This window comes from Collinsella sp. LCP19S3_D5 (assembly GCF_052121415.1).
In the GTDB taxonomy this organism is placed as follows: Bacteria; Actinomycetota; Coriobacteriia; order Coriobacteriales; family Coriobacteriaceae; genus Collinsella.
Genome location: NZ_JBQKEH010000005.1, coordinates 99,042 through 123,234, shown reverse-complemented (window position 1 = coordinate 123,234; position 24,193 = coordinate 99,042). Strand labels below are relative to the sequence as shown.

At 61.0% G+C, this 24,193-nt stretch carries 21 protein-coding genes and 1 pseudogene; 9 read left to right on the top strand and 13 right to left on the bottom strand.

Annotated elements, in window-relative coordinates:
- A partial coding sequence (locus ACTQXO_RS03680) for an IS3 family transposase (protein WP_441537142.1) occupies positions 1-73 on the top strand: 73 nt, incomplete at its 5' end.
- Positions 74-158: 85 nt separating this feature from the next.
- On the opposite strand, the gene thiD is transcribed toward ACTQXO_RS03680, so the two are convergent.
- Both thiD and thiC read right to left on the bottom strand, forming a co-directional pair.
- The gene (gene thiD / locus ACTQXO_RS03675) at positions 159-989 is read right to left on the bottom strand and encodes a bifunctional hydroxymethylpyrimidine kinase/phosphomethylpyrimidine kinase (RefSeq protein ID WP_441031868.1); all 831 of its coding nucleotides are present in this window, start codon (positions 987-989) and stop codon (positions 159-161) included.
- A 177-nt stretch (positions 990-1,166) separates the two neighbouring features.
- Positions 1,167-2,501 (bottom strand): phosphomethylpyrimidine synthase ThiC, encoded by a 1,335-nt coding sequence (thiC, locus tag ACTQXO_RS03670; protein WP_441031866.1) that lies wholly within the window; start codon positions 2,499-2,501, stop codon positions 1,167-1,169.
- Between the two features lie 171 nt (positions 2,502-2,672).
- On the opposite strand from thiC, the gene ACTQXO_RS03665 reads away from it, so the two are divergent.
- Positions 2,673-3,188, top strand: a complete 516-nt coding sequence (locus ACTQXO_RS03665; RefSeq protein WP_154515290.1) for a hypothetical protein — start codon at positions 2,673-2,675, stop codon at positions 3,186-3,188.
- Positions 3,189-3,228: 40 nt separating this feature from the next.
- Here ACTQXO_RS03665 and ACTQXO_RS03660 read toward each other — a convergent pair whose 3' ends face one another.
- Entirely contained in the window at positions 3,229-4,038 is an 810-nt protein-coding gene (locus ACTQXO_RS03660) for a YaaA family protein (protein WP_441031864.1), read from the bottom strand.
- 103 nt (positions 4,039-4,141) lie between these two features.
- Entirely contained in the window at positions 4,142-5,539 is a 1,398-nt protein-coding gene (locus ACTQXO_RS03655; RefSeq protein ID WP_441031862.1) for an aminopeptidase, read from the bottom strand.
- 166 nt (positions 5,540-5,705) lie between these two features.
- Here ACTQXO_RS03655 and polA point away from each other — a divergent pair, with 166 nt between their 5' ends.
- Entirely contained in the window at positions 5,706-8,456 is a 2,751-nt protein-coding gene (polA, locus tag ACTQXO_RS03650) for a DNA polymerase I (RefSeq protein WP_441031860.1), read from the top strand.
- Positions 8,457-8,728: 272 nt separating this feature from the next.
- On the opposite strand, the gene ACTQXO_RS03645 is transcribed toward polA, so the two are convergent.
- Positions 8,729-9,556, bottom strand: coding sequence for a Cof-type HAD-IIB family hydrolase (locus ACTQXO_RS03645; RefSeq protein WP_427795799.1), 828 nt, complete (start codon positions 9,554-9,556; stop codon positions 8,729-8,731).
- Positions 9,557-10,110: 554 nt separating this feature from the next.
- On the opposite strand from ACTQXO_RS03645, the gene ACTQXO_RS03640 reads away from it, so the two are divergent.
- From ACTQXO_RS03640 to ndk, 4 genes are all read left to right on the top strand, one after another.
- A complete protein-coding gene (locus tag ACTQXO_RS03640) occupies positions 10,111-11,337 on the top strand; it encodes an argininosuccinate synthase (RefSeq protein WP_035138001.1) in 1,227 nt (408 codons plus the stop codon).
- A gap of 234 nt (positions 11,338-11,571) precedes the next feature.
- Positions 11,572-11,742 carry a hypothetical protein gene (locus ACTQXO_RS03635; protein WP_154515301.1) on the top strand — a complete coding sequence of 57 codons (171 nt, stop codon included), beginning with the start codon at positions 11,572-11,574 and terminating at the stop codon, positions 11,740-11,742.
- A 118-nt stretch (positions 11,743-11,860) separates the two neighbouring features.
- Positions 11,861-13,291 carry an argininosuccinate lyase gene (argH, locus tag ACTQXO_RS03630; protein WP_441031859.1) on the top strand — a complete coding sequence of 477 codons (1,431 nt, stop codon included), beginning with the start codon at positions 11,861-11,863 and terminating at the stop codon, positions 13,289-13,291.
- A gap of 384 nt (positions 13,292-13,675) precedes the next feature.
- Positions 13,676-14,080: a nucleoside-diphosphate kinase gene (gene ndk / locus ACTQXO_RS03625; RefSeq protein WP_441031857.1), complete on the top strand. Its 405-nt coding sequence runs from the start codon at positions 13,676-13,678 to the stop codon at positions 14,078-14,080.
- Between the two features lie 175 nt (positions 14,081-14,255).
- On the opposite strand, the gene rpiB is transcribed toward ndk, so the two are convergent.
- Positions 14,256-14,723 carry a ribose 5-phosphate isomerase B gene (gene rpiB / locus ACTQXO_RS03620; protein WP_055251633.1) on the bottom strand — a complete coding sequence of 156 codons (468 nt, stop codon included), beginning with the start codon at positions 14,721-14,723 and terminating at the stop codon, positions 14,256-14,258.
- Between the two features lie 268 nt (positions 14,724-14,991).
- On the opposite strand from rpiB, the gene ACTQXO_RS03615 reads away from it, so the two are divergent.
- Entirely contained in the window at positions 14,992-16,314 is a 1,323-nt protein-coding gene (locus tag ACTQXO_RS03615; protein WP_441031856.1) for an L-cysteine desulfidase family protein, read from the top strand.
- Positions 16,315-16,728: 414 nt separating this feature from the next.
- Here the strand turns inward: ACTQXO_RS03615 and ACTQXO_RS03610 are convergent.
- The 5 genes and pseudogenes from ACTQXO_RS03610 to ACTQXO_RS03590 form a co-directional block, all read right to left on the bottom strand.
- Positions 16,729-16,773 (bottom strand): annotated as a pseudogene (locus ACTQXO_RS03610) (hypothetical protein); the annotation flags it as partial.
- Between the two features lie 223 nt (positions 16,774-16,996).
- On the bottom strand, positions 16,997-17,350 hold the full coding sequence (locus ACTQXO_RS03605) for a hypothetical protein (RefSeq protein ID WP_441031854.1): 354 nt from the start codon (positions 17,348-17,350) through the stop codon (positions 16,997-16,999).
- 100 nt (positions 17,351-17,450) lie between these two features.
- Positions 17,451-18,071: a helix-turn-helix domain-containing protein gene (locus ACTQXO_RS03600; protein ID WP_117762863.1), complete on the bottom strand. Its 621-nt coding sequence runs from the start codon at positions 18,069-18,071 to the stop codon at positions 17,451-17,453.
- A 346-nt stretch (positions 18,072-18,417) separates the two neighbouring features.
- Complete coding sequence (locus ACTQXO_RS03595; RefSeq protein WP_117734980.1) at positions 18,418-18,609, bottom strand: Arc family DNA binding domain-containing protein; 192 nt, start codon at positions 18,607-18,609, stop codon at positions 18,418-18,420.
- A 64-nt stretch (positions 18,610-18,673) separates the two neighbouring features.
- Positions 18,674-19,693, bottom strand: a complete 1,020-nt coding sequence (locus tag ACTQXO_RS03590) for an SPFH domain-containing protein (protein WP_117734981.1) — start codon at positions 19,691-19,693, stop codon at positions 18,674-18,676.
- Between the two features lie 388 nt (positions 19,694-20,081).
- On the opposite strand from ACTQXO_RS03590, the gene ACTQXO_RS03585 reads away from it, so the two are divergent.
- The gene (locus ACTQXO_RS03585) at positions 20,082-21,332 is read left to right on the top strand and encodes an MFS transporter (protein WP_427719692.1); all 1,251 of its coding nucleotides are present in this window, start codon (positions 20,082-20,084) and stop codon (positions 21,330-21,332) included.
- Between the two features lie 1,407 nt (positions 21,333-22,739).
- Here ACTQXO_RS03585 and ACTQXO_RS03580 read toward each other — a convergent pair.
- Together ACTQXO_RS03580 and ACTQXO_RS03575 are read right to left on the bottom strand one after the other, a co-directional pair.
- Positions 22,740-23,102, bottom strand: coding sequence for an MGMT family protein (locus ACTQXO_RS03580; RefSeq protein WP_199407147.1), 363 nt, complete (start codon positions 23,100-23,102; stop codon positions 22,740-22,742).
- A 194-nt stretch (positions 23,103-23,296) separates the two neighbouring features.
- Positions 23,297-24,160 carry an HAD-IIB family hydrolase gene (locus tag ACTQXO_RS03575; RefSeq protein ID WP_441536917.1) on the bottom strand — a complete coding sequence of 288 codons (864 nt, stop codon included), beginning with the start codon at positions 24,158-24,160 and terminating at the stop codon, positions 23,297-23,299.
- Positions 24,161-24,193: the final 33 nt, after the last annotated feature.

The following is a 24,193-nucleotide window of genomic DNA, read 5'->3' as shown; positions in this document are numbered from 1 at the left end:
CACGCGGCGCAGGCAGGTAAGATTGAAGGGCCTGACGCCGGAGGAGTTCCGGAACCGGGCCCTTGCGGCGTAGTCGCTATTTATTCAGTCCAAGTTTCGGGGCGCAGTTCACAGGCGCCTTTGTGGTGGTTTGGGCGGTGGTTTTGGCTGCTGGCTTTTTAGTACTGCCACATGTGGTTGACGGGGCCGGAGCCCTTGCCCATGTTCAGGCCGGCGGCGAGAGCGCCGGTTAGGTAGGCCTTGCCGGCGTTGACGGCATCGGCAAGATCCATGCCCTGGGCCAGCGCGCAGGCGATGGCGGACGAAAGCGTGCAGCCGGTACCATGCGTGTTGTCGGTCTCGATGCGCTTGTGGCGGAACCACGTGGTGAGCGGATCGCCCAGGTGGTTGCCCTCGTCATCGAGCGGCGCGGGCTCTGCTAGCACATCGTTGGCCTCGTTGACAAAATGCCCGCCCTTAACGAGGGACGCGCAGCCAAAACGGCGGGTGAGGAGCATGGCAGCGTTTTGCTGTGTGCGCTCGGAATCGACCTCGTAGTCGAGCAGCGCCATGGCCTCGGGAATATTGGGCGTGATAACGCTTGCCAGTGGGAACAGGCGGCGTGTAAGCGCTTCGGCGGCGTCCTCGGCGATGAGACGAGCGCCCGAAGTGGCGACCATGACGGGGTCGACGACGATATTTTGTGCGTCCCAGGCGCTCAGGCGGTCGGCTATGACTTCGATAATCTCGGCAGAAGAAACCATGCCGATCTTGACGGCACTGGGGCGGATATCGCCAAAAACGGCATCGATCTGCGCCGCGACAATATCCGGGGAGATGTTCTGCACGGCGGTGACGCCTAGGGTGTTCTGTGCGGTGATGGCCGTGATGACCGTCTCGGCATACAGACGGTGCGCCGTGATGGTCTTGATGTCTGCCTGAATGCCGGCGCCACCGCTGGAATCGGATCCTGCGATGGACAGGACGGCTGGTACCTTACTGCGATCCATGTTCGCTCCCTTGTTCGGTCGGATTCAAATGGGTCTCCTGCCCGCATTATAAAGTTGCCCGGGCCGGCTGTATGCCGATCCCGGGCGGGTAGTGCAATCTTTACGTAAATGTAAGAAAATGTTCACACGTCAACAATTGACGAACACCTTGTGGCCGATTGTGATTCCGGTGACGAGTTAGTCCTCCATGCCGAGGTCGATCGTCGTGCCTTCGAACACCTTGTTGACGGTGCGGACGGCGCACATCTTGCCGCACATGGTGCAGGTGCCCTCGGTGGCAGCAGGGGATTCCTCGTAGCGCTTCTTGCCGGTGACCGGGTCGAGCGCGCACTTCCACATGGCGTCCCAGTCGAGCTTGCGGCGTGCCTGGCCCATCTTGTCGTCCATGTCGCGGGCGTGGGGCACCTTTTTGGCGATGTCGGCGGCGTGTGCGGCAATCTTGGTGGCCATGAGGCCGTCGAGCACATCCTGGGCGTTAGGCAGGCATAGGTGCTCTGCCGGTGTCACGTAGCACAAAAAGTCGGCACCCGAGCTCGCGGAGATGGCGCCACCGATGGCTGCGGTGATGTGGTCGTAGCCCACGCCGACATCGGTCACCAGCGGCCCGAGCACGTAGAACGGGGCGTTGTGGCACAGGCGCTTCTGCAGTTTCATGTTGGCGGCGATCTCGTCGAGCGCCATGTGACCCGGGCCCTCGACCATGACCTGGACGCCGGCGGCCCAAGCGCGCTTGCACAGCTTGCCCAGCTCGATCATCTCGGCGGTCTCGGTGGCGTCGTTGGAGTCGTAGAGGCAGCCCGGGCGGCAGGAGTCGCCGAGCGAAATCGTCACGTCGTACTCGTGGCAGATCTCGAGCAGCTCGTCAAAGTACTCGTAGAAGGGGTTCTCGTTGCCGGTGACCTCCATCCAGCCAAACAGCAGTGAGCCGCCGCGGCTGACGATGTTCATGAGACGGCCGGTCTCCTTAAAGGTTTTGGTGACCGACTTGTTGATGCCGCAGTGGACGGTCATAAAGTCCACGCCGTCCTCGGCGTGCGCGCGCACGACCTCGAACAGGTCGTCCTTGGTAAGCTTGACAAGCGGCTTTTCCATGTAGCCGATGGCGTCGTACATGGGGACGGTGCCCACCATGAGCGGCGTCTCGTCGATGAGCTGCTGGCGGAATTGGCGCGTCTTGCCCGAGTTGGAGAGGTCCATGATGGCGTCGGCGCCAAAGTCCTCGGCGATCTTGACCTTCTTCCATTCCTCGGCGGCATCGGCCTTGTCGCCCGAGATGCCCAGGTTGACGTTGACCTTGGTAGACAGGCCCTCGCCGACGCCAAAGGCACGCATGCCCTTTTTGATATGCACGATGTTGGCGGGAATGGCGATGCGGCCGTCGGCCACGCGCTCGCGGATGTACTCGGGGTCGCGATGCTCGCGCTCGGCAACCTCCTTCATCTGCGGTGTGATTTGCCCGGCGCGGGCGAAGTCGATTTGCGTGACGAGCTTGGGCTCGGTCTGTGTGCTCATTGGCACGGCTCCCTTCGTTGGCATTACCCATATCAGGTTTGCGGGTCAGGGCGGGCGCGCCCAGTCTCAGCCTGCCGTCTTGTCCTGCAAGCTCCCCGTTTATGTGGTGGGCTCAAGTATAGCTCGAATGGGTACGATTGACGCGACGAGCATGCCCGCGGGGAGGCGAACATGGAAGACAAGCATCTGTATCGAGAGACGCAGTGGGATGTGTCGGCCGAGGAGAGCCGCGCCCATCATGGGCTGGTCGCAATTGGTTTCGCGATTCTTGTCGTGATGGTGATTGCCTGTTGTATCTGGACGTTTGGCGGGCGTGGGGGAGTTTCCTGGACGTTTGAGGCGGACGATAGCCTGCCGATTATGACGGCGAAGGTCGCGGGTGGCAATACCGTTGCCGCGCCGGGCGACTATTGGTATCCGCGCGACAAGTTTGTGCAACTGCAGCTGAGCGGTGGTTCCATTCCTGGTGAAGAGATCGAGCGTGTGACCTTCGATGCGTCGCTTAGGACGCTGTCGGTCGAGCTCAAAGATCAGGGGGATGTACCCACGACCATGGATATAGCCCTGACGGAATGGCGCCTGGAGCCTCCGTCGGGTGTTGAGGCGTCCGAGGTGGAGCACGTTAAGGTTACCTACCAAGATGGCTCGACGAGCGAGATTGCAAAAGCCGACGGCCTGGCGGAATAGACGCCGTGCCTAGGCAGCACATTCAAAAGTAGCGGTAGTCCTACAAGGCCTGTTCGTTCAGGAAGACCAAAGTGTTTTTATTTGAAAGCTCGGGAAAGTAACGATAACCAACGTCGAACGCGGTGAGCCCGCTTGCATCCTCGAAGTTGTTTTCTGCCATCCAGCGCACCATGGAGCCGCGCGCTTTTTTGCTGGCGGTCGAGCGTTGGATGGGCTTGCCGTTGCGGATGCCTTCGCCAAAGAGACATGTGACGACCGTGGCGTCGGTGGTGAGGCGGGTCAGAACGGCTTTGGCGTATTCCGCGCTGGCGAGGTTGACGATCGTGGCGTTGGAGCCTGCCGGAGCGATGACCCGTGCGAGCTTGTCGCCCCAAAACGCGTAGAGGTCTCGGGCGTCGTCGACGGCAAGCTTCGCGCCCATCTCCAGCCGATACGGTTCAACGGCATGAAAGGGGCGTACGCATCCGTAAAGGCCCGAGAGGATCCACAGATGGTCTTGCAGCCATGCGAGCTGTGCGGAATCCATCACCTCGGGCGCCATGCTTTGGTGTTGAATGCCGTGATAGGACATGACGGCAGGGGAGAGGTGACGGGCGAGTGCGGGATTGTCGAGATCGCCGCTTTGCAAGATGGGCTCGAACTCATGCAGGGTGTTGAGGCAGGGCCCCAGCAGTTTGTCACTTACGTTCCACAGCGCCTGCAGGCTGCCGCTGCCTTCATTCCGCTCGATATCTAGCAGTGCGCGGTGGAGGCGAGCCGTCTCGCGCACAAAGGGTGGAATGCCCAGGACTTCAAAAGCATCTTGGGCCGCGCGCATCTGCTTGGCGGGCGAAATGATGACCTGCAGCATGGACTCTCCTCTGTCAAAAAGGAAGTTGCGGTGTAATACGGTCTGTTTTGGCCGTTTATGGGCCAGTTTAGTCCGTATCTCACCGCAACTGATGAAGGGTTGATTAGGCGCGCTCGATGAAGGCCTTGTAGCCGCGATAGGCCTCGTAGATATCGGCCTTGTTGGCGACCTCCCACAGGGCGTGCATGGATAGGACGGCAACGCCGGAGTCGATGACGTTCATGCCGTACTTGGCCATGATGTAGGCGATGGTGCCGCCGCCGCCCGCGTTGACGCGACCGAGCTCGCAGGTCTGGAAGTCCACGCCGGCCTCGTCCATAATGTCGCGGATGAGAGCCATATACTCGGCGTCGGCGTCGTTGGAACCGCCCTTGCCGCGGCTGCCCGTGTACTTGTTAAAGCACAGGCCGCGACCCATAAAGGCTGCATTCTTGGTCTCGAACTTGCCGGCGTAGCCTGGGTCGAAGCCGGCGGACACGTCAGAGGAGAGCATGCGGCTGCGGGCGAGTGCGCGGCGCAGGGCCAGCGGGCTGCCCTCGCCGGCGAGCGTCATGATCTCGGCGACGGTGTTCTCGAAGAAGCGGCTTGTCATGCCGGTGGCTCCCACGGAGCCAATCTCCTCCTTGTCGACGATGAGCGTGATGCTCGTGCGCTCCACGTTGGCCACATTGATCTGGGCGAGCATGGAGGGGTAGGCGCAGACGCGGTCGTCGTGGCCATAGCCCAAAATCATGGAGCGGTCGAGGCCCATGTCGCGGGCGGGGCCGGCGGGCACGACCTCGATTTCGGCGGAGAGGAAGTCCTCCTCCTCGACGTCGTACTGCTCCTTGAGGATATCCAGGAACATCTGCTTGACGGGCTCCTTGGGAGCGTCCTTGTCGTCCTCGTCAAATTTTACGGGACGGCCGCCCACGATCACGTCGAGGATCTCGGCGTCGACGGCGTCCTTGGCGGGCTTGGACATCTGCTCGCTCGAGAGGTGAATCAGCAGGTCGGAGATGGTAAAGACCGGATCGTCGGCCTTGTCGCCGATGTTGATGTCGACGGTGGTGCCGTCCTTTTTGCAGATGACGCCCACGAGTGCGAGCGGGGAGGCCACCCAGTGGTAGCTCTTGACGCCACCGTAGTAGTGCGTGTCGAGGTAGGCCATGTCGCCGGCCTCGAAGGCGGGATTCTGCTTGAGGTCCAGACGCGGCGAGTCCACGTGGGCGCCCAGGATGTTAAAGCCCTGCTCGAGCGGGGCGGTGCCCAGGTTGACGAGCATAAGATCCTTGCCGTGGTTGGCGGCGTACACCTTGTCGCCTGCCTTGAGCTCGCGGCCTTCGGCGATTACGGTCTCCAGGTCGACGTATCCCGCCTCCTCGGCCATCTTGATGCCGGTCTTGACGCACAGGCGCTCGGTCTTGTTCTCGCTCAAAAACTGCTTATAGCCGCGGCAAAGCTCCTCGAGCTCCTCGATTTGCTGTGGCGTGTACTTTTTCCATGCGCAGGGACGCTCCATGACGCAGGCTCCTTTCGGATCGATCGTGCTGGTTGTTGTACCGTGAGCCATCGTATCACTCGGGAACGCGCGGTGGCGGGGGAGCTTGATGTGCGGTGGCCGCGGGGCGGGGAGCGTGTAAACTGGAGTGAGCAAGCCGTGCCCAGTCCAAAGCGAGGTATTCAATATGTCTGACAAGCGCCGCACCTTTGCCGTTATCGACGGCAACTCGCTCATGCACCGCGCCTTCCACGCCGTGCCGCCGACCATGAACGCGCCGGACGGTCGCCCCACCAACGCGATCTTTGGCTTTCTGAACATGTTTCTTAAGATGATCGATGCCTTTAGCCCCGACGGTGTGGTCGTGGCGTTTGACAAGGGCAAGCCGCGCGTGCGCATGGAGATGCTGCCGCAGTATAAGGCGCAGCGCCCGCCCATGGACCCCGATCTGCATGCGCAGTTTCCCATGATTAAGGAGCTGCTCACGGCGCTCAACGTGCCAATTCTGCAGTCCGAGGGCTGGGAAGGCGACGATATCCTGGGAACCATGGCGCGCCTGGGTGAGGAGGCCGGCTGCGACATGCTGCTGGTGACCGGCGACCGTGACATGTATCAGCTTGTGACCGAGCACGTCAACGTGGTCTCGACTCGCAAGGGCCTGTCCGACGTGGCGATCATGACGCCCGAGAGCGTGGACGACCTGTATCACGGCATTACGCCGGCGCTCGTGCCCGATTTTTACGGTCTGAAGGGCGATACGTCGGACAACATTCCCGGCGTACCGGGCATCGGCCCCAAAAAGGCGAGCGCGCTCATCGCGCAGTACGGCAGCTTGGACGAGGTCATTGCGCATGCTGACGAGGTCAAGGGCAAGATGGGCGAGAACCTGCGTGCACACATCGACGATGCGCTACTGAGCCGCAAGGTTGCGACCATCCGCACCGATGCACCTGTCGAGCTCGACTTTGACGCGACGTCCTTCCCAGCGTTTTCTGCCGATGAGGTGTCCGCGGCGCTGGGCGCACTTGGCATTACGGCCATGCAGAACCGCTTCCTGGCGCTGATTGGCGGCGAGGGCGGGGTCGTGCCCGCTGCCAGCGCGTTCGAGATACCCGCGGTTTCGCGTGCCGCCGCCGGCGACGCTGAGGCACTTGCTGCTGTGGCGGCCGAGATCTCTCGCGCGATTGATGCGGGCGAGTGGGTCGCCGCCGTGGTGGACGATGACAAGGAGGAGGGTGCGCTCTTTGGCCTGACGCGTACGCTGTGGCTGGCGACGTCCAAGGGGCTCTTTGCGCTCGAGGAAGCCGATGACGGCACGCCTGCCACTGTCGAGGGCTTCAATTCTGCCCACGGCGTTATCGCTGGCGTGCTCGCGCGCCTGTTTATGGAGGGCCGCGTGGCGAGCCCGGACATGAAGGCGTTGCTGCATGAGCTTTCGCCCATCGATTCTTCTGAGCCCGAGCTCATGGACCCGCTGGCAGTCGATTCCGTGCGCATCTTTGATACCGTGGTTGCCGCGTACCTGTTGGATTCCGACCGCTCCGAGTTTGACGAGGCATATCTGGCCGATACCTATCTGCAGATGGCGCTGCCTGCGGCGCGCGGTGCGGATGGTGCTGGCGAGGACGCTCCTGCTCCTGCTGCCCGTACCGCGGCGTTGACGCTGGCACTCGTGGCGCCGCTTCGCGACCGCATGGCCCGCGAGAACGCCGCCAACGTGTTCGATGGCATTGAGATGCCGCTCGTGCCGGTGCTTGCCAAGATGGAGCGCGCGGGCATGCTCGTAGATCCCGACCGGCTGCGCAGCCTGTCCGAGGGCCTGGCGACCCAGATCACCGAGGTCGAGCGCAGCATTCGCGACCTGGCAGGTGATGAGACGTTTAACATCGGCAGTCCCATGCAGCTCTCGCACGTGCTCTTTGACGTTATGGGGCTTCCGACCAAGGGCCTCAAAAAGACCAAGCGCGGGTACTATTCGACCAACGCCAAGGTGCTGAGCGACCTTGCCCGTGACCACGAAATCGTGCGCCTGATTTTGGACTGGCGTGAGAAGTCCAAGATCAAGTCGACCTATCTGGACACGCTAGGTCCGCTGCGCCGTGGTGACGGTCGCGTGCACACCACGTACAACCAGACCATCACGGCAACGGGTCGCCTGTCCTCGAGCGACCCGAACCTGCAGAACATCCCGACGCGCTCTGAGCTGGGCCGTACCGTTAAGACGGCGTTTTCGGCAGGCGAGGGCAGTGTCTTTTTGGCGGTGGACTACTCGCAGATCGAGCTGCGTCTGCTGGCGCATCTCTCGGGTGACGAGCACCTGGTGCGCGCCTTTAACGAGGGCGAGGACTTCCATGCCGAGACGGCCGCGCGCGTGTTTGGCGTTTCCGTGTCCGAGGTAACGCCCGACCTGCGCAGTCGCGCCAAGGCCGTGAATTTTGGCATTGTGTATGGTCAGCAGGCGTACGGTCTGTCGCAGTCGCTGCACATCTCGATGGCCGAGGCGCGTGGCATGATCGATCGCTACTACGAGGCCTACCCGGGCGTGCGCACGTTCCTCGACAACGTGGTGGCGCGCGCCAAGCAGACGGGCTACGCCGAGACCATGTACGGTCGCCGGCGTCATATTCCGGAGCTCAAGGCCAAAAACCCGCAACTCCGTGGCTTTGGTGAGCGTACGGCCATGAATCACCCCATGCAGGGCACCGCCGCCGACATCATCAAGATCGCCATGGCCCGCGTAAGCCGCCGCCTGGAAGAAGAGGGCTTTGCCGCCCACATGATCTTGCAGGTGCACGACGAACTGGACTTTGAGTGCCCCGTCGACGAAGTCGAGCGCCTCACCGCCATGGTCCAAGACGTCATGGAGCACGTCGTAGACCTCCGCGTACCCCTCATCGCCGAAGCCAGCACCGGCGTAACCTGGGCCGACGCGAAATAGGAAAGCGCCCACAATTCCAAAGTAATTAAAGGCAGAAGGGGGCTCCTTGCCAACAAGGAGCCCCCTTCATTCCAAAAAATCAGCCAAGTATCTAGACACCCAAGACGCCATCTAGGCGGCAAGCAAGTCAACATAGCCATGCCCGGGGCCGGCCGTTTGATTTTTGTAGATTCCGCACGAGCCGAAGGCCACTTAATGTGGCCTTCGAGCGAGCCCAGGACCTGACCGAGCAAAAATCAAACGGCCGGCCCCGGGCATGGCGACGAGATAGATTACCGAGCCGCCAAGATGGCGTCGATGAGCGTCAGTACGCCCCCGTCGTTGTTGCTCGGAATGCGCCACTTGGCGTGCGCATTCATATGCTCTTCGGCATTGTCCACGATAAAGCTATGCCCGACGCGCTCGAGCATGGGGATATCGTTGTAGGTGTCGCCCACGGCGGCGGCATCGGCGATATCGATGCCCAAGTGCTCGCACAGGTGCGCGACGCCGGCGCCCTTGTCGACGCCCAGGTTCATAAAGTCGATCCACTCGCGGCCCGCATTGGTGACGTAGAGCTGATCCGAGAACGCGGGGTTATAGGTCTCGCGGAACGCAGGCTCAGCGTCGTAGGCGGGGAAGAAGATCGAAATCTTGTTGGACTCGAAATCAATGCCCTCAAAGCTGTCGACGTAGTTGATTGTGTTGTAGTAGACGCTGATCTCGTCGTGGTATTGATGGTCGCGGGCAAGCACGTAGAACTCGTCGAAGCAGCACAGGACGGGAACGGCGCGAGAATCCTCCGAGGCACGAGCGAGCACCTGTTGATACAGCGCCACATCGATATTGCTCTTATAGATATAGTTGCCGCGATATATCACGCACGCGCCGTTGTCGGGACAAAAGGCGAGGCGGTTCTTGATGCCCTCGAACATCTCCTCGAGCTTGGGGGCGGGACGTCCGCTGGCGGGGCAGAATACGATGCCGGCTTCGGCGAGCTTGTCCAGGCGTTCGTCAAGTCCTTGCGGCAGCACGCGCTCGTCGGTCAGCAGCGTCTTGTCCATGTCGACGGCGATGAGCTTAATGTTTCCGATATTGGCGTCCGATTCGTAAGTTTGCATAAAAGCGAGCCTTTCGTTTCGAAATTGTTTCAGACGTTATAACCATCAACTCGTAATCAGGCGTATTTTCGCAGGAACGGAGCGTATTTGCACTGCATTTCACAAACTAATGAAAAAACTTTTCAGAAATTTGAATTTGTCGCTTGTGCAGCGGGCACTTTAGCGTAATATAGCGACCATCGAAAACGGAGACGGCAAAAGAGCCGCTTACCGAGGAAAAGGTACCGTTTGCGATATTAGAATTGCGCCCGGCGATGTGTGAAAGGAGAGGCAGATGCAGTTCGTAAAGATCATCACCACTGCAGACAATGCCATCCGACGCCAGCGCGCAATTTCCCGACGACGATAACAATCGTCTCTGTCCGCATGGGGCGAATTGCCTCAACAGAGTCATTTTAAGGTCGTTGGGTTTTAGCACGACATTGCTGCATGTTTCTAGGGCATGTATGTGCTGATTTTTGCTATTTAACCTGATATTGCACGGTACGTGACCTTGAAATGACTTGCAACTGACCGATGTTCTAACTAGCTACCAAGGGCGAAAGGAAACAGCCATGAGCAAGGAAAAAGTAGTTCTCGCATATTCCGGTGGTCTTGATACATCCGTATGTGTCAAGTGGCTCCAGGACGAGAAGAATCTCGATGTCGTTTGCGTCTGCGGCAACGTGGGCCAGGAGGAGACCGGCCTGGATGCCAAGAAACAGAAAGCGCTCGACCTGGGCGTTCTTGATTGCCAGGTGCTCGACCTGCGCGATGAGTTCTCCGATGAGTTCCTGACCAAGGCCATCGCCGCAAATTCCATGTACGAGAACAAGTACCCGCTGCTTTCCGCTCTGTCTCGCCCGCTGCTCGCCAAGAAGCTTGTCGAGGTCGCCCACGAGTTTGGCGCGACCTACGTCGCCCACGGCTGCACCGGCAAGGGTAACGACCAGGTTCGTTTTGAGGCTGCCGTCAAGGCCCTCGACCCCGAGCTTAAGGTTATCGCCCCGGTTCGCGAGTGGGATCTGAAGTGCCGTCCCGACGAGGTCGCCTATGCTCACGCCCACAACGTGCCGGTTCCCGAGGGTGCCAACGACAACCCCTATTCCATCGACGACAACCTGTGGGGTCGTGCCATTGAGTGCGGCCACCTGGAGGATCCCTGGAACGAGCCGCTCGACGACGCCTGGGTTATGACCAAGAATCCCGAGGACACGCCCGACACCCCGACCTACACCGAGATTGAGTTTGAGGCCGGCAAGCCCGTCGCCGTCGACGGCAAGAAGATGAAGCTCTCCGAGATCGTCATCGCCCTCAACAAGATTTCGGGCGATAACGGCTTTGGTCGTCTCGACCTGGTCGAGGATCGTCTGGTGGGCCTCAAGAGCCGCGAGTGCTATGAGGTTCCCGGCGCCCTGACGCTTATCACCGCCCATAAGGCGCTCGAGGATATTTGTGTCGAGGGCGATCTGCTCAAGACCAAGATTAAGCTCGAGCAGGATTGGGCCACCGCCGTGTACAACGGCCAGTGGTACAGCCCGCTCAAAAACGCACTCGACGCCTTTATGGCCGATACCCAGAAGTTCGTGACCGGCACCGTTCGTCTGAAGTTCTTTAAGGGCAACTGCCATGTTGTCGGCCGCAAGAGCCCCTTCAGCCTCTATGACTACGGTCTGGCCACCTACGACCGCGACACCACGTTTGACGAGAAGGCCAGCGCCGGCTTTATCGAGATCGACACGCTGTCGCTCAAGACGTGGGCCAAGGTCCAGGGTCCCAGCTCTGCTGCCGCTCAGGCTTAAGTCTTTCTCCCTTGGTATCCGCGCGGCCCATCCGCGTGATACATAACGGGCGCATGGGGTCCCTACCTTTCGTTATGCTTGCTGACACTTCTTAACATCGGTGGCCCCTACATTCCGCCCGCATATATGATGCCGCGTCTGCGGCTGAGTCCGAGCCCCGCCGGGGTTGTCCGGCGGGGCTCCTTCTATCAATTTGGCGGCTTTGCGCCTATATATATCTGAGGAGTATCCATTATGTTCAATGCTATCGCGCATGCTTTACTTGCCCTCGCGCCCGAGTTCGATGCTGCAAAGGTCGAGGATGTCCCTATGAGCCTGAAGGCATGGATTGACGGCTCGGCGAGCAACGGCTGGCGGGAGTCGATGGGCGCCAAGTGCCTGGTGCGTCACTTCTTTGCAAATTAGCCACATGGTCTCGCGCACGGCGGGGAATGTGCAAAACTAGCGGTTGATAAATCGCTTTAGCGACATGGCGCTTTGCTTTGGGCGCTTGTTTTGGTATTTGGAGAAAGGGGACGGTTCCATGGCTCTTTGGGGCGGTCGTTTTGAGACAGGCGTGGCCGAGGTCACGCAGGAGTTTGGCGCGTCGCTGCCGGTCGACAAACATCTCTATAAGCAGGATATCGCTGGCTCTAAGGCACATGCCAAGATGCTGGCGGCCCAGGGCATTATCAGTGCAAAGGACGAGCAGGCGATTGCCGAGGGTCTGACCGCAATCGAACAGGATATCGATGCCGGCAACTTCACCTTCGATATCAACGACGAGGACATTCATATGTCCATCGAGAGCGAGCTGACCCGTCGCATCGGCGAGGCGGGCAAGCGCCTGCATACCGGGCGTTCGCGCAACGACCAGGTGGCGACCGATACGCGCCTGGGCGTCAAGGCGCTGGCCAAGGAGCTCATGGAGGCCAATCTTGAGCTGCGCCACGTGCTGGTGGATGCGGCCAAACAGTACGACAAGGTGATTCTGCCGGGTTACACGCACATGCAGCATGCTCAGCCCGTGCTGCTGTCGCATCATCTGCTGGCGTATTCTTGGATGTTCGCGCGCGACTTTACACGCCTGAAGGCCGCCTTTGATGCTGCCGACAACTGCCCGCTGGGCGCTGCCGCGCTTGCCGGTACGAGCTATCCGCTCAATCGTCAGATGACGGCCGCCGAACTTGGCTTTGCGGGCGTGATTCCCAACTCGCTCGATGCGGTTTCCGACCGTGATTTCCTCCTCGACCTGCATTACGCCGGCTCCGTCATGGCGATGCACCTGTCGCGTCTTTCCGAGGAGATCGTGCTGTGGTCGAGCTCCGAATTTGGCTTTATCACGCTTTCCGACTCGTATTCCACTGGCTCGTCCATCATGCCGCAGAAGAAGAACCCCGATTTTGCCGAGCTTATCCGCGGCAAGAGCGGCCGAGTCTATGGCAACCTGGTGCAGCTGCTCGTGACCATGAAGGGCCTGCCGCTCGCTTATAACAAGGACTTGCAGGAGGACAAGGAGGGCGCGCTCGATACCGCCCATACGCTCATGCAGTGCCTGTCCGTTATGGCCGGTATGATCTCGACCTGGACCGTCAACGAGGATGCCATGGCGCGCGAGTGCGGCGTGGGGCACCTTGCCGCTACCGATGTTGCCGATTACCTGGCCAAGCGTGGCCTGCCGTTCCGCGAGGCCCACGCCGTGGTGGGCCATTTGGTCCTGATGTGCGAGAAGCGCGGCTGCAATCTTGAGGACCTGCCGTTTGAGGTGTTCCAAGAGGCAAGCCCGCTCTTTGAGCACGACATTACCGAGGCGCTCGACATCCCGTCGATTGTCGCTGCACGCACGACCGAGGGCGGTACCGCCCCTGCCGCCGTTGCCGTGCAGCTGCAGCGTGCCCAGGCACAACTCGTTGCCGACGAAGGTATGCTTGGATCGCTGACCAAGGTCGTCGAGATGGGCCACGGAGCAAAGTAAGGGTTTAGTTGAAGCGGCTTTGGCCATTTATTGATAAATCGTTTTTGCTTTTACGGGCGTCTGCTGCAGCGGACGCCCGTATTTTGTTGCAATGGGGAAGGGGCTTGTCGAGAACTTCTGTAGGACCTTTGGGCAGGTTGTGAAGGGGCTACGTTCACGGGCGGCAACCGACCGTCCGCTCGGTTCGGTGCGGTTGATGCGCGGTCGGATGGTACTCTAATCGGGCTTCGAAACAGAAGTGACACATATGGAACGTTTTAATAAATTGTAGTGTTTCAAAAACAGCTTTTTGTTTAACTGCAGCTAAAACTCTGTTACGATGCAGTCCAGGCGGGTGCCGGAATGGGACTTGGGCACGCGCGAACCTACTTGAAAGGCTACCTTATGGCTATCGAGAAGACCTTCATCATGATTAAGCCCGACGCTGTGCGCGATCGCAAGATCGGCGAGATCGTCGCTCGCATTGAGCGTAGCGGCCTTGTCATCGAGCGCATGGAGATGACCACGCTCGAGCGTGCTACCGTCGAGGAGCACTACGCCCATCTGGCCGACAAGCCCTTCTTTGGCGATCTCTGCGACTTTATGACGAGCGGTCCGGTCGTCAAGATGGTCGTTTCCGGTCTCTCTGCTGTCTCCAAGATGCGCGCCCTTATGGGCGCTACCAACCCGCTTGACGCTGCCCCCGGCACCATTCGCGGTGACTTCGCTGTCGATGTCAACGCCAACGTGATCCACGGCTCCGACTGCGTGGAGAACGCCGAGATCGAGATCAAGCGCTTCTTTGGCTAAACCAGCTTTGACTCCTTAAAGCTGTTAGCGTGTGGCTTTGGCGCCGCGGAATTCCAGCCGCGGCGCCCTTTTTATTCCAGTAGATTTCTAGGTATATCCCAAAAATCTACTAAACAGCCCCGTCCGGATGTGTGTTCCGGACGGGGCTGTCGTTAACGTATGGTGCTGTAAGTCTTTAGGCCTCGTCGACGACCTTGAGTCCGCGGGTCTGGTCGATCTCGTTGAGGAGATTGACGCGACGCTCGTGGCGGCCGCCCTCAAACTCGGCGTCGAGCCACTCGTCGACAATCATCTTGGCGAGCTCGGAGCCCACGACGCGGGCACCAAAGGCGAGCACGTTGGTGTTGTTGTGCATGCGGGAGAGCTTGGCGCTGAAGGGCTCGGAGCACACGACGGCGCGTACGCCCTCGACCTTGTTGGCAGCCAGGCTAATCCCGACGCCGGTGCCACAGATGAGGATGCCCAGGTCGACGTCGCCGTTGGCAACGGCCTTACCCACCTTGTAGCCGGCGATGGGGTAGTCAAAGCTCTCGGAGGTGTCGGTGCCAAAGTTCACGACCTCGCAGCCGCGCTCCTTCAGGTGCTCGGAGATGATGTTCTTGAGCTCGACGGCGGCGTGGTCGTTACCGATACCGATCTTCATGGATGCTTCCTCTCTGGTCTGTGCGGCGAGATTGCTAAAGGTTTACCGCGTTCGACTGCATGATAGCGCGACTTTTGTGTAAACGCTCGGGCGTTTTTTGCTCAAACGCTTTAGCATGCAATAAGACCGGCTTCTCATGAATAATGCCGCTAATTTGTGCTCGAGCGCCGTCCGCCGGAACCATGGTTGTGCTTTTTGTTGCATTGTTATCAAATAAAATAGCGAACTATTTTGAGAGCCCAGCCCGTTATACAAGTAGGAGATACCTATGCCTGCCGATTCCCTTCGTGATACCGCGTTTTGCGATGTTTTGAACCGCGAGCTAGTCTGTGCGCTCGGCTGCACCGAGCCCATTGCCGTTGCCTATGCAGCGGCGCTGGCGAGCCAGACGCTCGGTTGCGAACCCGATCATATGGATGTTGCCTGCTCGGGCAACATCATCAAGAACGTAAAGAGCGTGACCGTGCCTAACTCGGGCGGTATGCATGGTATTGAAGCCGCGGCCGTGCTGGGTGCCGTGGGCGGCGACGCCAAGAGCGCGCTCGAGGTTCTCGAGAGTGTTGACGATAAAGACCGTGCTCGCGTGGCCGAGCTCCTCGCCGATGCCGGCTACTGCGATGTGTCGCTTGTCGAGGGCGTGCCCAACCTCTACATCAAGGTGGCTGCCACGGCCGGGGGGCATACCGCGGTCGTCGAGATTACCGACCACCACACCAATGTCACGTGCCATACGCTCGACGGTATTCCGGTATGCGGCAAGTCGGTGGGGGAGTGTGCCGCCTGCGCCGAGCGCGTGGTGGCCGAGCGCGCGGCAGATAGCGCCGACACGCCCATGTCGATTGAGACCATCATCGACTTTATTGAGGACGGCGATGTTGAGGGTGCTCGCGCTGCCGTTGAGCGTCAGATCGAGCTGAACGGCGCCATTAGCGCAGAGGGCTTGGCGCACGCTTGGGGTGCCGAGGTGGGCCGTACGCTGCTGGGCGCTCGTGCCGATGACGTCGCCTGCCGTGCCCGTGCGCGTGCGGCCGCCGGGTCTGACGCCCGTATGAACGGCTGTGCGCTGCCGGTCGCCATTGTGTGCGGCTCGGGCAACCAGGGTATTACCTGTGCGTTGCCCGTTATGGAATATGCCGACTACCTGCGCTGCGACCACGAGCGCCTGGTGCGTGCCGTGATGCTGTCTGATCTTATTGCCGTGCATATCAAGAGCTATATTGGTGCGCTCTCGGCGTTTTGCGGTGCTATTTGCGCTGCGTGCGGTGCCGGCGCGGCGATTACCTGGCTGTGCGGTGGCACGCGCGAGCAGATCGGCGCGACGGTCTCCAATACGCTCGGTAACGTGGGCGGCATCGTGTGCGATGGCGCCAAGGCAAGCTGCGCCGCCAAGATTTCCGCTGCCGTTGATGCGGCGATTCTGGGCCACGATATGGCCATGCAGGGCCGCGGCTTCCGTGCCGGAGAGGGCCTGATTCAGGATACGGTGGAAGAGACGATCGCCAGCATGGGCTATGTGGGCCGCGTTGGCATGAAGGATACCGACGTCGAGATCCTCAACATCATGATCGGCAAGACCATCGTCGACTGCTAGGGGCTCTGGGGCACTGCATCTTGTTGTTGAAACTATCGCGCTTGTGGCTGCAAAGCACCTGTCTGCATTGCGGACAGCGAGGATCTCGCGGTATGTCACCAGGTCGTTCTCGCGCTTGATGCGCTCGAGGACGGTCGCGACAACAAGCGCCGCTATCGCCGGCAGGAACGCCGCAGCCGCGGCGACGCCGGCGCCCCAGGTGCCCTCCATCCAGTTAAACGCCGGCGACAGTATCAGTGCGAACGCCACCGCCAGCAACGCGAGCATCAGCACGGCCAGCCATAGCATCCGCGTTCCCATGCGCTTGCGATCTCTTTCGACTGCCTCTTCCATAACGGTCACGTCTCCCTTCACGAGCGTGTCTATGGAGGTGTCGAATAAGATGCTCAGCATGAGCAGACTCTGGACGTCCGGATACGTCTTGTCCCGCTCCCAGTTGCTGATCGTCTGACGCGACACGTAGAGTTTCTCGGCGAGTTGTTCTTGGGAGAGCCCATCGCCTCGCGCCGCGTCTTGATCTGGTTGCTGATGTCCATCGTCACCTCCCGGTCGTGAAGGAGCGTCCCGCGAACACGCCGGGTGCGCTATCGAATCTGTTGTACATCATATGCGGCAAGGCTTGCCGGGCGCTGCAAAAACTGTTTTGCACGGGGTTTACCTGCATGATTGTTGCTGCGATGGCTTAGCGATGTTGTCGAGCAGTCATCCAAGTGTACAGGCCCATGGCGGCGTAGCCGATTGCGGTATAGGCAACCCCATGGAACGCAAGGTCCTGGCTGCCCTCGACCTTGAGGGGAAACAGGACCGCGGGTCCGATTCCGAGCGCCGCGGGTACCCAGAAGAGCGTCCTCGCGGAGTTCGCGGCGAGCAGGCCGAGGGTGATTGCAGTTGCGGGGAGCACGGGGTAGATCAGCGCCATCATGGCGATCATGCCGGCATCGGGTGGGACGACCCTCACCAGGAGGACGGGGATTGCCCAGCAGGCGCCAACGATTGCGATCAATGCGATGAGGGACGCGCGTACGGTGACGTTCATGGGGCACCTCCTAACGGGAATCGCCCCCATTCTGGCATACATCTTCAGAATGGGGGCTAAGGGGGATACCATTTCGGGGAACGGGTGCGTACCCGCGCTTTTAACTCAGCATCTTGGCGAGCATGCCGATGCCGACGCCCACCAGTCCGCCGGCGATGGCGCCGATGATGATCTGCACCGCGTTGCGCGTGCCCTTGACCCAAGGGTTCATCTCGCGCTCACGGCGCCCCTCGAGCGTGTCGCGATCGACCTGCTCGCCGCGGCTAAACGCCAACACCTCGCGGTACGTGACGAGGTCGTGCTGCTTCTTCATGCGTTCCATATACACGAACGCCACGAGCATCACGACGAGCGCCACGGCGGCAAACGCCGCGGTGGGCGCGATGTGCATGCCCCAGCCCCATTCGAACTGGAACGCCGCCCACGCGCTCAGCACCAAAAACACGACCGCACTCACGACCGTGATTGTGGATAGGGCGTTGTACTTCTTGACCGCTTCGTTCATTACCTGTGCCATGGTTTCCACATCTCCTTTGATGAGGGAGTCCACGGTCACCCCGAACACGTTGGAAAGCAGCAGCAGGCTCTGGACATCCGGATACGTACGGCCGCACTCCCAGTTGCTGATGGTCTGGCGCGACACGTAGATGCGCTCCGCCAGATCGTCTTGGGACAGTCCGAGCTCCGTGCGATGCTCCTTGATGTGCGAGCCCAGCTCCATGCGTTTGCTCCCTAGAGGGTCGGGGTGACCCCTGTCGAGAGCCACCATGTCATTGACGCGAGCATCGTACCATCAAAGGTCTTTATATTTGACCCCCACGGGGCAAAATCGAGCTGTCAAAAGGCTTTATATACGACATCTAGCTGGGAAAAGAACGGTCCCCAAAGGCGGATGCCTCCGGGGACCGGTTGGTGCGTATAGAGGGGGCGAGCTTGCTTTGGGTTGGTGTTGGCCCCGCCGCTCGGCTCGACTTTGGAGCGGCGGGGCTCAGCTCTGCCTCGGCGCTGGCGAGGCAGAGCGCGGCTTTGCCCCGACGTCGGCAGCGGCCGAGCCCTGTCTTCCCGGCTTAGCCCTCTTCGCCTTTGGGCGTGCCCTTGAACGAGGGCTCTTTCTTTGGCAGCCTTCCCGCGCGTTTGAGGGCGTCTCGCAAGATCCATTCCACCTGACCGTTGGCGCTGCGCATCTCATCGTCCGCCCAGCGTTGGACGGCCTCCCAGATAGCGGGGTCTATACGGAGTGGATACTGCTTGCGTGCCATGACGTGCCTTCTTGTCGAATGTGCAATTTTGCACCCGTCCCCAAATTACTCATTGGTGTTGGGGTTAGTACAGCGAGCCTGCGTTGAGCACCGGGTGCGCCTCGGATTCACCGCAGAGCACCACCATGAGGTTGCTGGCCATCTGCGCCTTGCGCTCGTCGTCGAGCTCGATGGTGCCGCCGGCAGCCATCTCCTTCACGGCCATGTCGACCATGGAGACCGCGCCCTCGACGATCTTCTTGCGTGCGGCGATGACGGCCTCGGCCTGCTGGCGGCGCAGCATCGCCTGGGCGATCTCGGGGGAGTAGGCGAGGTGCGTGAGACGTGCATCGTCGACCTCGACGCCGGCGGGCGCCAGGCGCATCGCGAGCTCGCGGCGCAGGGCTTCGGAGACCTCTTCCACATTGGCGCGCAGCGTGATGGCGCCGGCGGCATCGGACTCGTCCTCCAGGTGGTCGTAGGCGTACACGCTCGCCACGTGGCGCAGCGCCGTCTCGGCCTGCATGGCGACATAGCTCTGGTAGTCGTCGACGTCGAAGAGCGCCTTGGCGGTATCGGCGACGTGCCACACCACGACGGTTGCGATCTCGATGGGGTTGCCCATTTTGTCGTTGACCTTCAGGCGCTCGCCATTTAGGGTGCGCACGCGGGTGGAGATGGTGGTGGGGTTGCCCTTGGCGGCCTTCTGCGCCGCGGCCTTGGCGGCCTTGGAATCGCTCATCTCGAGCTCGATCATCTCGCCGATCCCGGCCGATCCGCCCATGCTCTTGCTAAAGAACGGGTTGGCCCAGAAGAAGCCCTCGTCGCGGACGGTGCCCACGTACTTGCCGAACAGGATGCACACGCGCGCCTGGCCGGGCTGCAGCGAGAAGAATCCGTTGAGTGGGATGAACCACAGGCAAAACGCGAGGATGCTGAGGCCGAGCCCCCATCCGTAGACTGCGGGCGCGTCGACGCCGTCGGGCGTGCTCGCGAGCCCGATGGTGCTCCAGATAAAGAGGCCGATGATGGCGATGAGCGCCACCGCCACGGCGACGAGCATGCCGTAGCCCGACTTGGCCTTGAGTTGCTTTTCCACGCTCATTGTGAGTTCCTTTCACGACTGCGCCGGCGTTTGCGTGACGTCCCCGGCGCCGCGCTCCAGATTGCGATGGGGAGGAGGCGAGTCCCCGAGCAGTCCGTGCGGCTGCTGATTGCATTGTGATATCACATTGAGACCAAGTCAAGGGGAATCGGATGCCGTCTCTCATGGCATAAGTGGTTCGGGGCGCCCGGCATCTACGCTCCGTAGAGGTCTTCCTGTTGCATCTTGGCTCGCAAGTCCCTATAATAGCCCCGCTCACGGCTGAAGGTTTACCTCGAGATTTGGAAAGGGGAGCTGCACCATGCTTGCTTCCATTTGGCTCTAGCCACGGTCGCGTGAGCGACCGGTACTTCGCTGCATACCACCGATCGCATCAAAGGATTATTCCATGACACAACCGAATCCCTGCGCTTCTTGGAAGCGCTCGCTCGCCATCGTCTGGATCGGCGAGTTCTTCTCCGTGCTCACGAGCTCCATTCTGCAGATGGGTCTCATCTGGCACGTCACCCTCACCACCGGCTCCGCGAGCGCCCTGTCGTTCGTGAGCCTGGCGGCCTTCTTGCCCATGGCGCTCCTCGGCGCCTTCGCGGGCACCATCGTGGACCGCACGTCCATCAAGCGTCTCATGATCGGCGCCGATCTCTTCATCGCGGCCGTGAGCCTCACGCTTGTCTTCGGCTCGCTTCGGGGCGACCTTTCTGTCGCCGTTGTGGCGGCGGTGCTGTTCGTCCGTGCGCTGGGCAGCACGCTCCATACGCCCGCCTTCAACGCGCTCACACCGCTCATCGCCCCGCCCGAGGTGCTCGGCAAGCTGGCGGGCATGCTGCAGTTCATGCAGTCGGGTAGCTATATCATCGGCAACGCCATCGCCGCGGCGGTCTACCCGGCGTTTGGTCTGACTTTCATGATCGCGCTCGATGTCGCCGGGGCGGTGCTCGCGAGCATCGCGGTGGCGACCTCCGGCATCAAGACGCCGGCGCCCGAGCGCCATACGCCCGAGGAGAACGCCGAGGCGTCGCACCGCGCGGTGCGGGCCTTCCTATTGGAGACGGCCAACGGGTACCGCGAGCTCAAACGCCATCACGGTCTGTTCGCCATGCTCTGGATCGGCTTCGCCTTCTCGGTCCTGTTCTCGCCCATATCCGCGCTGTTCCCGCTCATGGTGTTCGACCATTTTGGGGGCACCACTACGCAGTCGGCTATCGCGGAGATCGCGTTCTCGGTCGGCATGATCGCGGCGAGCGGCTGGATCGGGGCGACGGGTGGCCTTAAGAACCGCGCTCTTTCGTGCACGCTGGCCATCGGCCTCATCGGAGCCGCCGCGCTCGCGGGCGGCCTCGTGCCCCCTTCCGCGCTCGTTGTGTTTCTGGGGCTTACGTTCGCGATGGGGGTCTCGAGTCCGCTGTACAGCGCGCCGCAGATGGCGCTCATGCAGGAGCGCGTCGATCCCGAGTGCATGGGCCGCGTCTTCGGTCTGTACGGAGCGGTCTGCAGCTGGGCTATGCCCGTGGGGCTCGTCGCATCGACCTTGTTCGCGGACGCCATCGGCGTAAGCGCGTGCTTCGTGCTCATCGGTGCTGCAATGGTGATCCTAGCAGGCATCACCTGGGCGATCCCGAGCATCCGCAAGATTGGGTAGCGCTCTGGCGGAGTGCGTTTCGTTTCGGACGGCTCGTAGGGTCGCTGCGACGTGAAGGGTGGTCGACGGTGCGCCTGCGAGGGCGCCGTCGACCACCCTTTTGTTTAATTCGTCTGGCCCGGCGCCGATCATCATCTGTTCGCCGGGCGATTGCGATGCCGCCGCTTGCCGATACGCGGCTCCTTACGTTGTGCGCATCCCATCGTTCTGGCAGCGTTTCCTGCAGTTAATCTCCAGAGCTCGAGGCGGTGGCCCCTATGAGTAATCTGCTCGAATCCATTCTGCGCGTCGGTATGACCGTGTTCATCGTCGGCCCGCTCACTGCATGGGTCGCCCGCCGCGGCGCGAGCGAGCGCAGCAAGGCAACGGACAGCCTCGATTGCTTCACGGTGCGCATGCCCGCAGCCATCCGCACGATCATCGCCTGCTGCGCCGTCGCGTTCGAACTGCTCATGCTGGGTGTCTACGTCTGGCAGGGCGTCTCGCTGGGCGAGTGGGACCACGAACTTGTGTGGTTCGGTCATGCCATGGCGCTCGCGGGTATGGCTATCTGGGCCTTGCTGAGCATCCCGCGTATCGACGTGGACGGTGGGCGCATTCTCTCGCGTAACGCCTTCGGCATCCGCAAGGAGACGACGTTTGGCAACATCACCCGTGCAACGCTTCACGCGCAGATGATGAGGATCGACCTGTTCGAGGGCGACCGGAAGTTCTGCTCGATAAGCCTCGAGGGGGTGTGCTCGCTCAACCTCCTCGCCCGTCTGGAGGAAGAGGGCATCGAAGTCTCGGACGCCGTCGACGGTCCCATGACCAAGGCGGGCCTGTGTTGGTCTGCCATCAAGCCGTTGACGATTGTTTTCAACGGCATGGCCCTCGTCTTCTCGCTCGTCCTCGCCTTCATGGCGGTCTTCACCGACGAGGGTGCGCGCCTGCTCGTGCTCATCCCGTTCCTGTTCCTGTTCATAGGGGGGTTCCTGCCCCTGCTCATGCTCGGCATGCCGGCCCGCGGCATCCTCGAGATCGGCAGGCAGGAGCGCGCGCTCGGTTTCTCCTTCTCCGAGGAGATGGCAAGCCGAGGTGCCACGGGTACTTCGCTTGTCGATGACGATTGGTTCATCGAGATCAGCAACGCCCGCGTCGTGGCGTTTCGCCGCGATTACCTCAAGAAGATCACGGCGCACGAGAACAGCGAGAGCGGCGACCGCTGCACGGTGACCACGAGGGGTGGTTGCAAAATCAAGGTGTATGCAAGTGGGCAGCACGCTCGAGGACCTGCGCACGTGGTTCAAACAGGGTGCCAAGGTCAGAAGCACACTCGACCGCGCGGGGGACGCACTCGAGGCGACCGTTTGATTGGGTTGCCTGCCAAGGATCCAAAACGGGAAGGGGCGCTGTCGGCGCCCCTTGTCATACCAGGCCCGCTGGCCAGCGAGAGGCCTGCAGGTCGACATGTCCGTTGGCGAGGAAGGCAACGCCTTCGTCCTCGAGCAGTGTGCGCTGCGCCTCGGGCCCACCGAAGGCGAACCCCTCCGCGAGGCGTCCGTCGGCGAATACGATGCGATGACAGGGGATGGTGCCGGGTTCCGGATTGACGTGCAGGGCGTATCCCACGTATCGGGCTCGACGGGGCTCACCAACGAGCTTGGCGATCTGACCATATGTGGCAACCATGCCGCAGGGCACCTGGCGTACCATGTCGTATACGCGGTTGAAGAATCCGTCGGTGTCCCGGTCTGCCATGCCGCCCTCACTTTCAATCGATATCGCCATTGTAGTCAAGAAAGGCGCCCCACATGCGCGGGGCGCCTTTCCAAAGAGGTGTTGCGCGAGGGGAGGGAAGGCGCAACGTTCGTGTCGAAGGTCTTTAATTCGCCTGTGCCTTCATTAAGTTAACTATAGCTAATTCTCTGAGACCCAAGTCGTAGACCGACGAGCACACAGCCTCTCCATAAGTTAATCAAGGGTTACAAATAGAAAGACACAGCGACATGTGGTCGTTGGGGTTCAAGGAATCGCTCGATGAGTTCGGAGAACGCACCCTCAGTCCCAGCCGTTTCAAGGACGACATCGCAATACGGCCGCACGTCGTCGGTGACATTCGCCACGCCGACGCCCAGTCCCGCCGCCTTGATCATGGAGAGGTCGTTTGCGGAATCACCAACGGCGATGACCTCGGACATCGGAATTCCCAGCATATCGGCAAGGCGCGTGAGCCCCGTCCCTTTGTCAACGCCTGCGGGCATGAGTTCGAGGTAGCGCTTGGAGGAGAAGGTGATGTCAACGCCGAGTCGCTCGGCCATCGGCGCGAGCTTGCGGCCCAATTCCTGCAGCTCATCGAAGTCCCAGTCGACGTACAGGATCTTCACGATGCCACGGCCTTCAAGGAATGAGAGGTCGGGATGGTCAGATCCGCGAAAATGAGTGACCCCGGTGATCGATTCCAGATAGTCGCGCTCCCGTGTGGGTGCGTCATTCACGAACACGTGGCCGTCGGCGACGTTGACGTGCATGCAGAGTCCGAGTTCGAGCCCCTTTGCATAGATCGCGTTCGCGCATTCGTTGGAAAGGCCGCAGGTGGTGAGCGGGGTGGGGTCTCCCACGCGGTTGATGAAGCCGCCGTTATAGGAGAGCACATAGCCGTCTTCGATCAGCTCGCGGGCCTCCCCCGAGAAGTTGTCCATGATAGAGGAATACCATCGCCCGCTCGAAGGGACGAACAGCACACCGAGCTCCCTCATGCGTTTGAGTGCTCGGAGATTGGACGCCGGGATGGCGTGGTCGGCATCGAGAAACGTCTCATCCATATCGCTGGCAACAAGTCGGTACATGCAATCCCCCATACAACGTAAAAAACGAGGCGG

Coding starts and splice junctions, on each gene's coding strand:
- thiC (WP_441031866.1), bottom strand. CDS start 2,501: ATGAGCACACAGACCGAGCCCAAGCTCGTCACGCAAATCGACTTCGCC.
- ACTQXO_RS03640 (WP_035138001.1), top strand. CDS start 10,111: ATGAGCAAGGAAAAAGTAGTTCTCGCATATTCCGGTGGTCTTGATACA.
- ACTQXO_RS03600 (WP_117762863.1), bottom strand. CDS start 18,071: ATGGAGCTGGGCTCGCACATCAAGGAGCATCGCACGGAGCTCGGACTG.
- ACTQXO_RS03660 (WP_441031864.1), bottom strand. CDS start 4,038: ATGCTGCAGGTCATCATTTCGCCCGCCAAGCAGATGCGCGCGGCCCAA.
- ACTQXO_RS03615 (WP_441031856.1), top strand. CDS start 14,992: ATGCCTGCCGATTCCCTTCGTGATACCGCGTTTTGCGATGTTTTGAAC.
- ACTQXO_RS03605 (WP_441031854.1), bottom strand. CDS start 17,350: ATGAACGTCACCGTACGCGCGTCCCTCATCGCATTGATCGCAATCGTT.
- ACTQXO_RS03645 (WP_427795799.1), bottom strand. CDS start 9,556: ATGCAAACTTACGAATCGGACGCCAATATCGGAAACATTAAGCTCATC.
- ACTQXO_RS03575 (WP_441536917.1), bottom strand. CDS start 24,160: ATGTACCGACTTGTTGCCAGCGATATGGATGAGACGTTTCTCGATGCC.
- thiD (WP_441031868.1), bottom strand. CDS start 989: ATGGATCGCAGTAAGGTACCAGCCGTCCTGTCCATCGCAGGATCCGAT.
- polA (WP_441031860.1), top strand. CDS start 5,706: ATGTCTGACAAGCGCCGCACCTTTGCCGTTATCGACGGCAACTCGCTC.
- argH (WP_441031859.1), top strand. CDS start 11,861: ATGGCTCTTTGGGGCGGTCGTTTTGAGACAGGCGTGGCCGAGGTCACG.
- ndk (WP_441031857.1), top strand. CDS start 13,676: ATGGCTATCGAGAAGACCTTCATCATGATTAAGCCCGACGCTGTGCGC.
- ACTQXO_RS03580 (WP_199407147.1), bottom strand. CDS start 23,102: ATGGCGATATCGATTGAAAGTGAGGGCGGCATGGCAGACCGGGACACC.
- ACTQXO_RS03665 (WP_154515290.1), top strand. CDS start 2,673: ATGGAAGACAAGCATCTGTATCGAGAGACGCAGTGGGATGTGTCGGCC.
- ACTQXO_RS03635 (WP_154515301.1), top strand. CDS start 11,572: ATGTTCAATGCTATCGCGCATGCTTTACTTGCCCTCGCGCCCGAGTTC.
- ACTQXO_RS03590 (WP_117734981.1), bottom strand. CDS start 19,693: ATGAGCGTGGAAAAGCAACTCAAGGCCAAGTCGGGCTACGGCATGCTC.
- ACTQXO_RS03655 (WP_441031862.1), bottom strand. CDS start 5,539: ATGGAGCGTCCCTGCGCATGGAAAAAGTACACGCCACAGCAAATCGAG.
- ACTQXO_RS03595 (WP_117734980.1), bottom strand. CDS start 18,609: ATGGCACGCAAGCAGTATCCACTCCGTATAGACCCCGCTATCTGGGAG.
- rpiB (WP_055251633.1), bottom strand. CDS start 14,723: ATGAAGATCGGTATCGGTAACGACCACGCCGCCGTCGAGCTCAAGAAC.
- ACTQXO_RS03585 (WP_427719692.1), top strand. CDS start 20,082: ATGACACAACCGAATCCCTGCGCTTCTTGGAAGCGCTCGCTCGCCATC.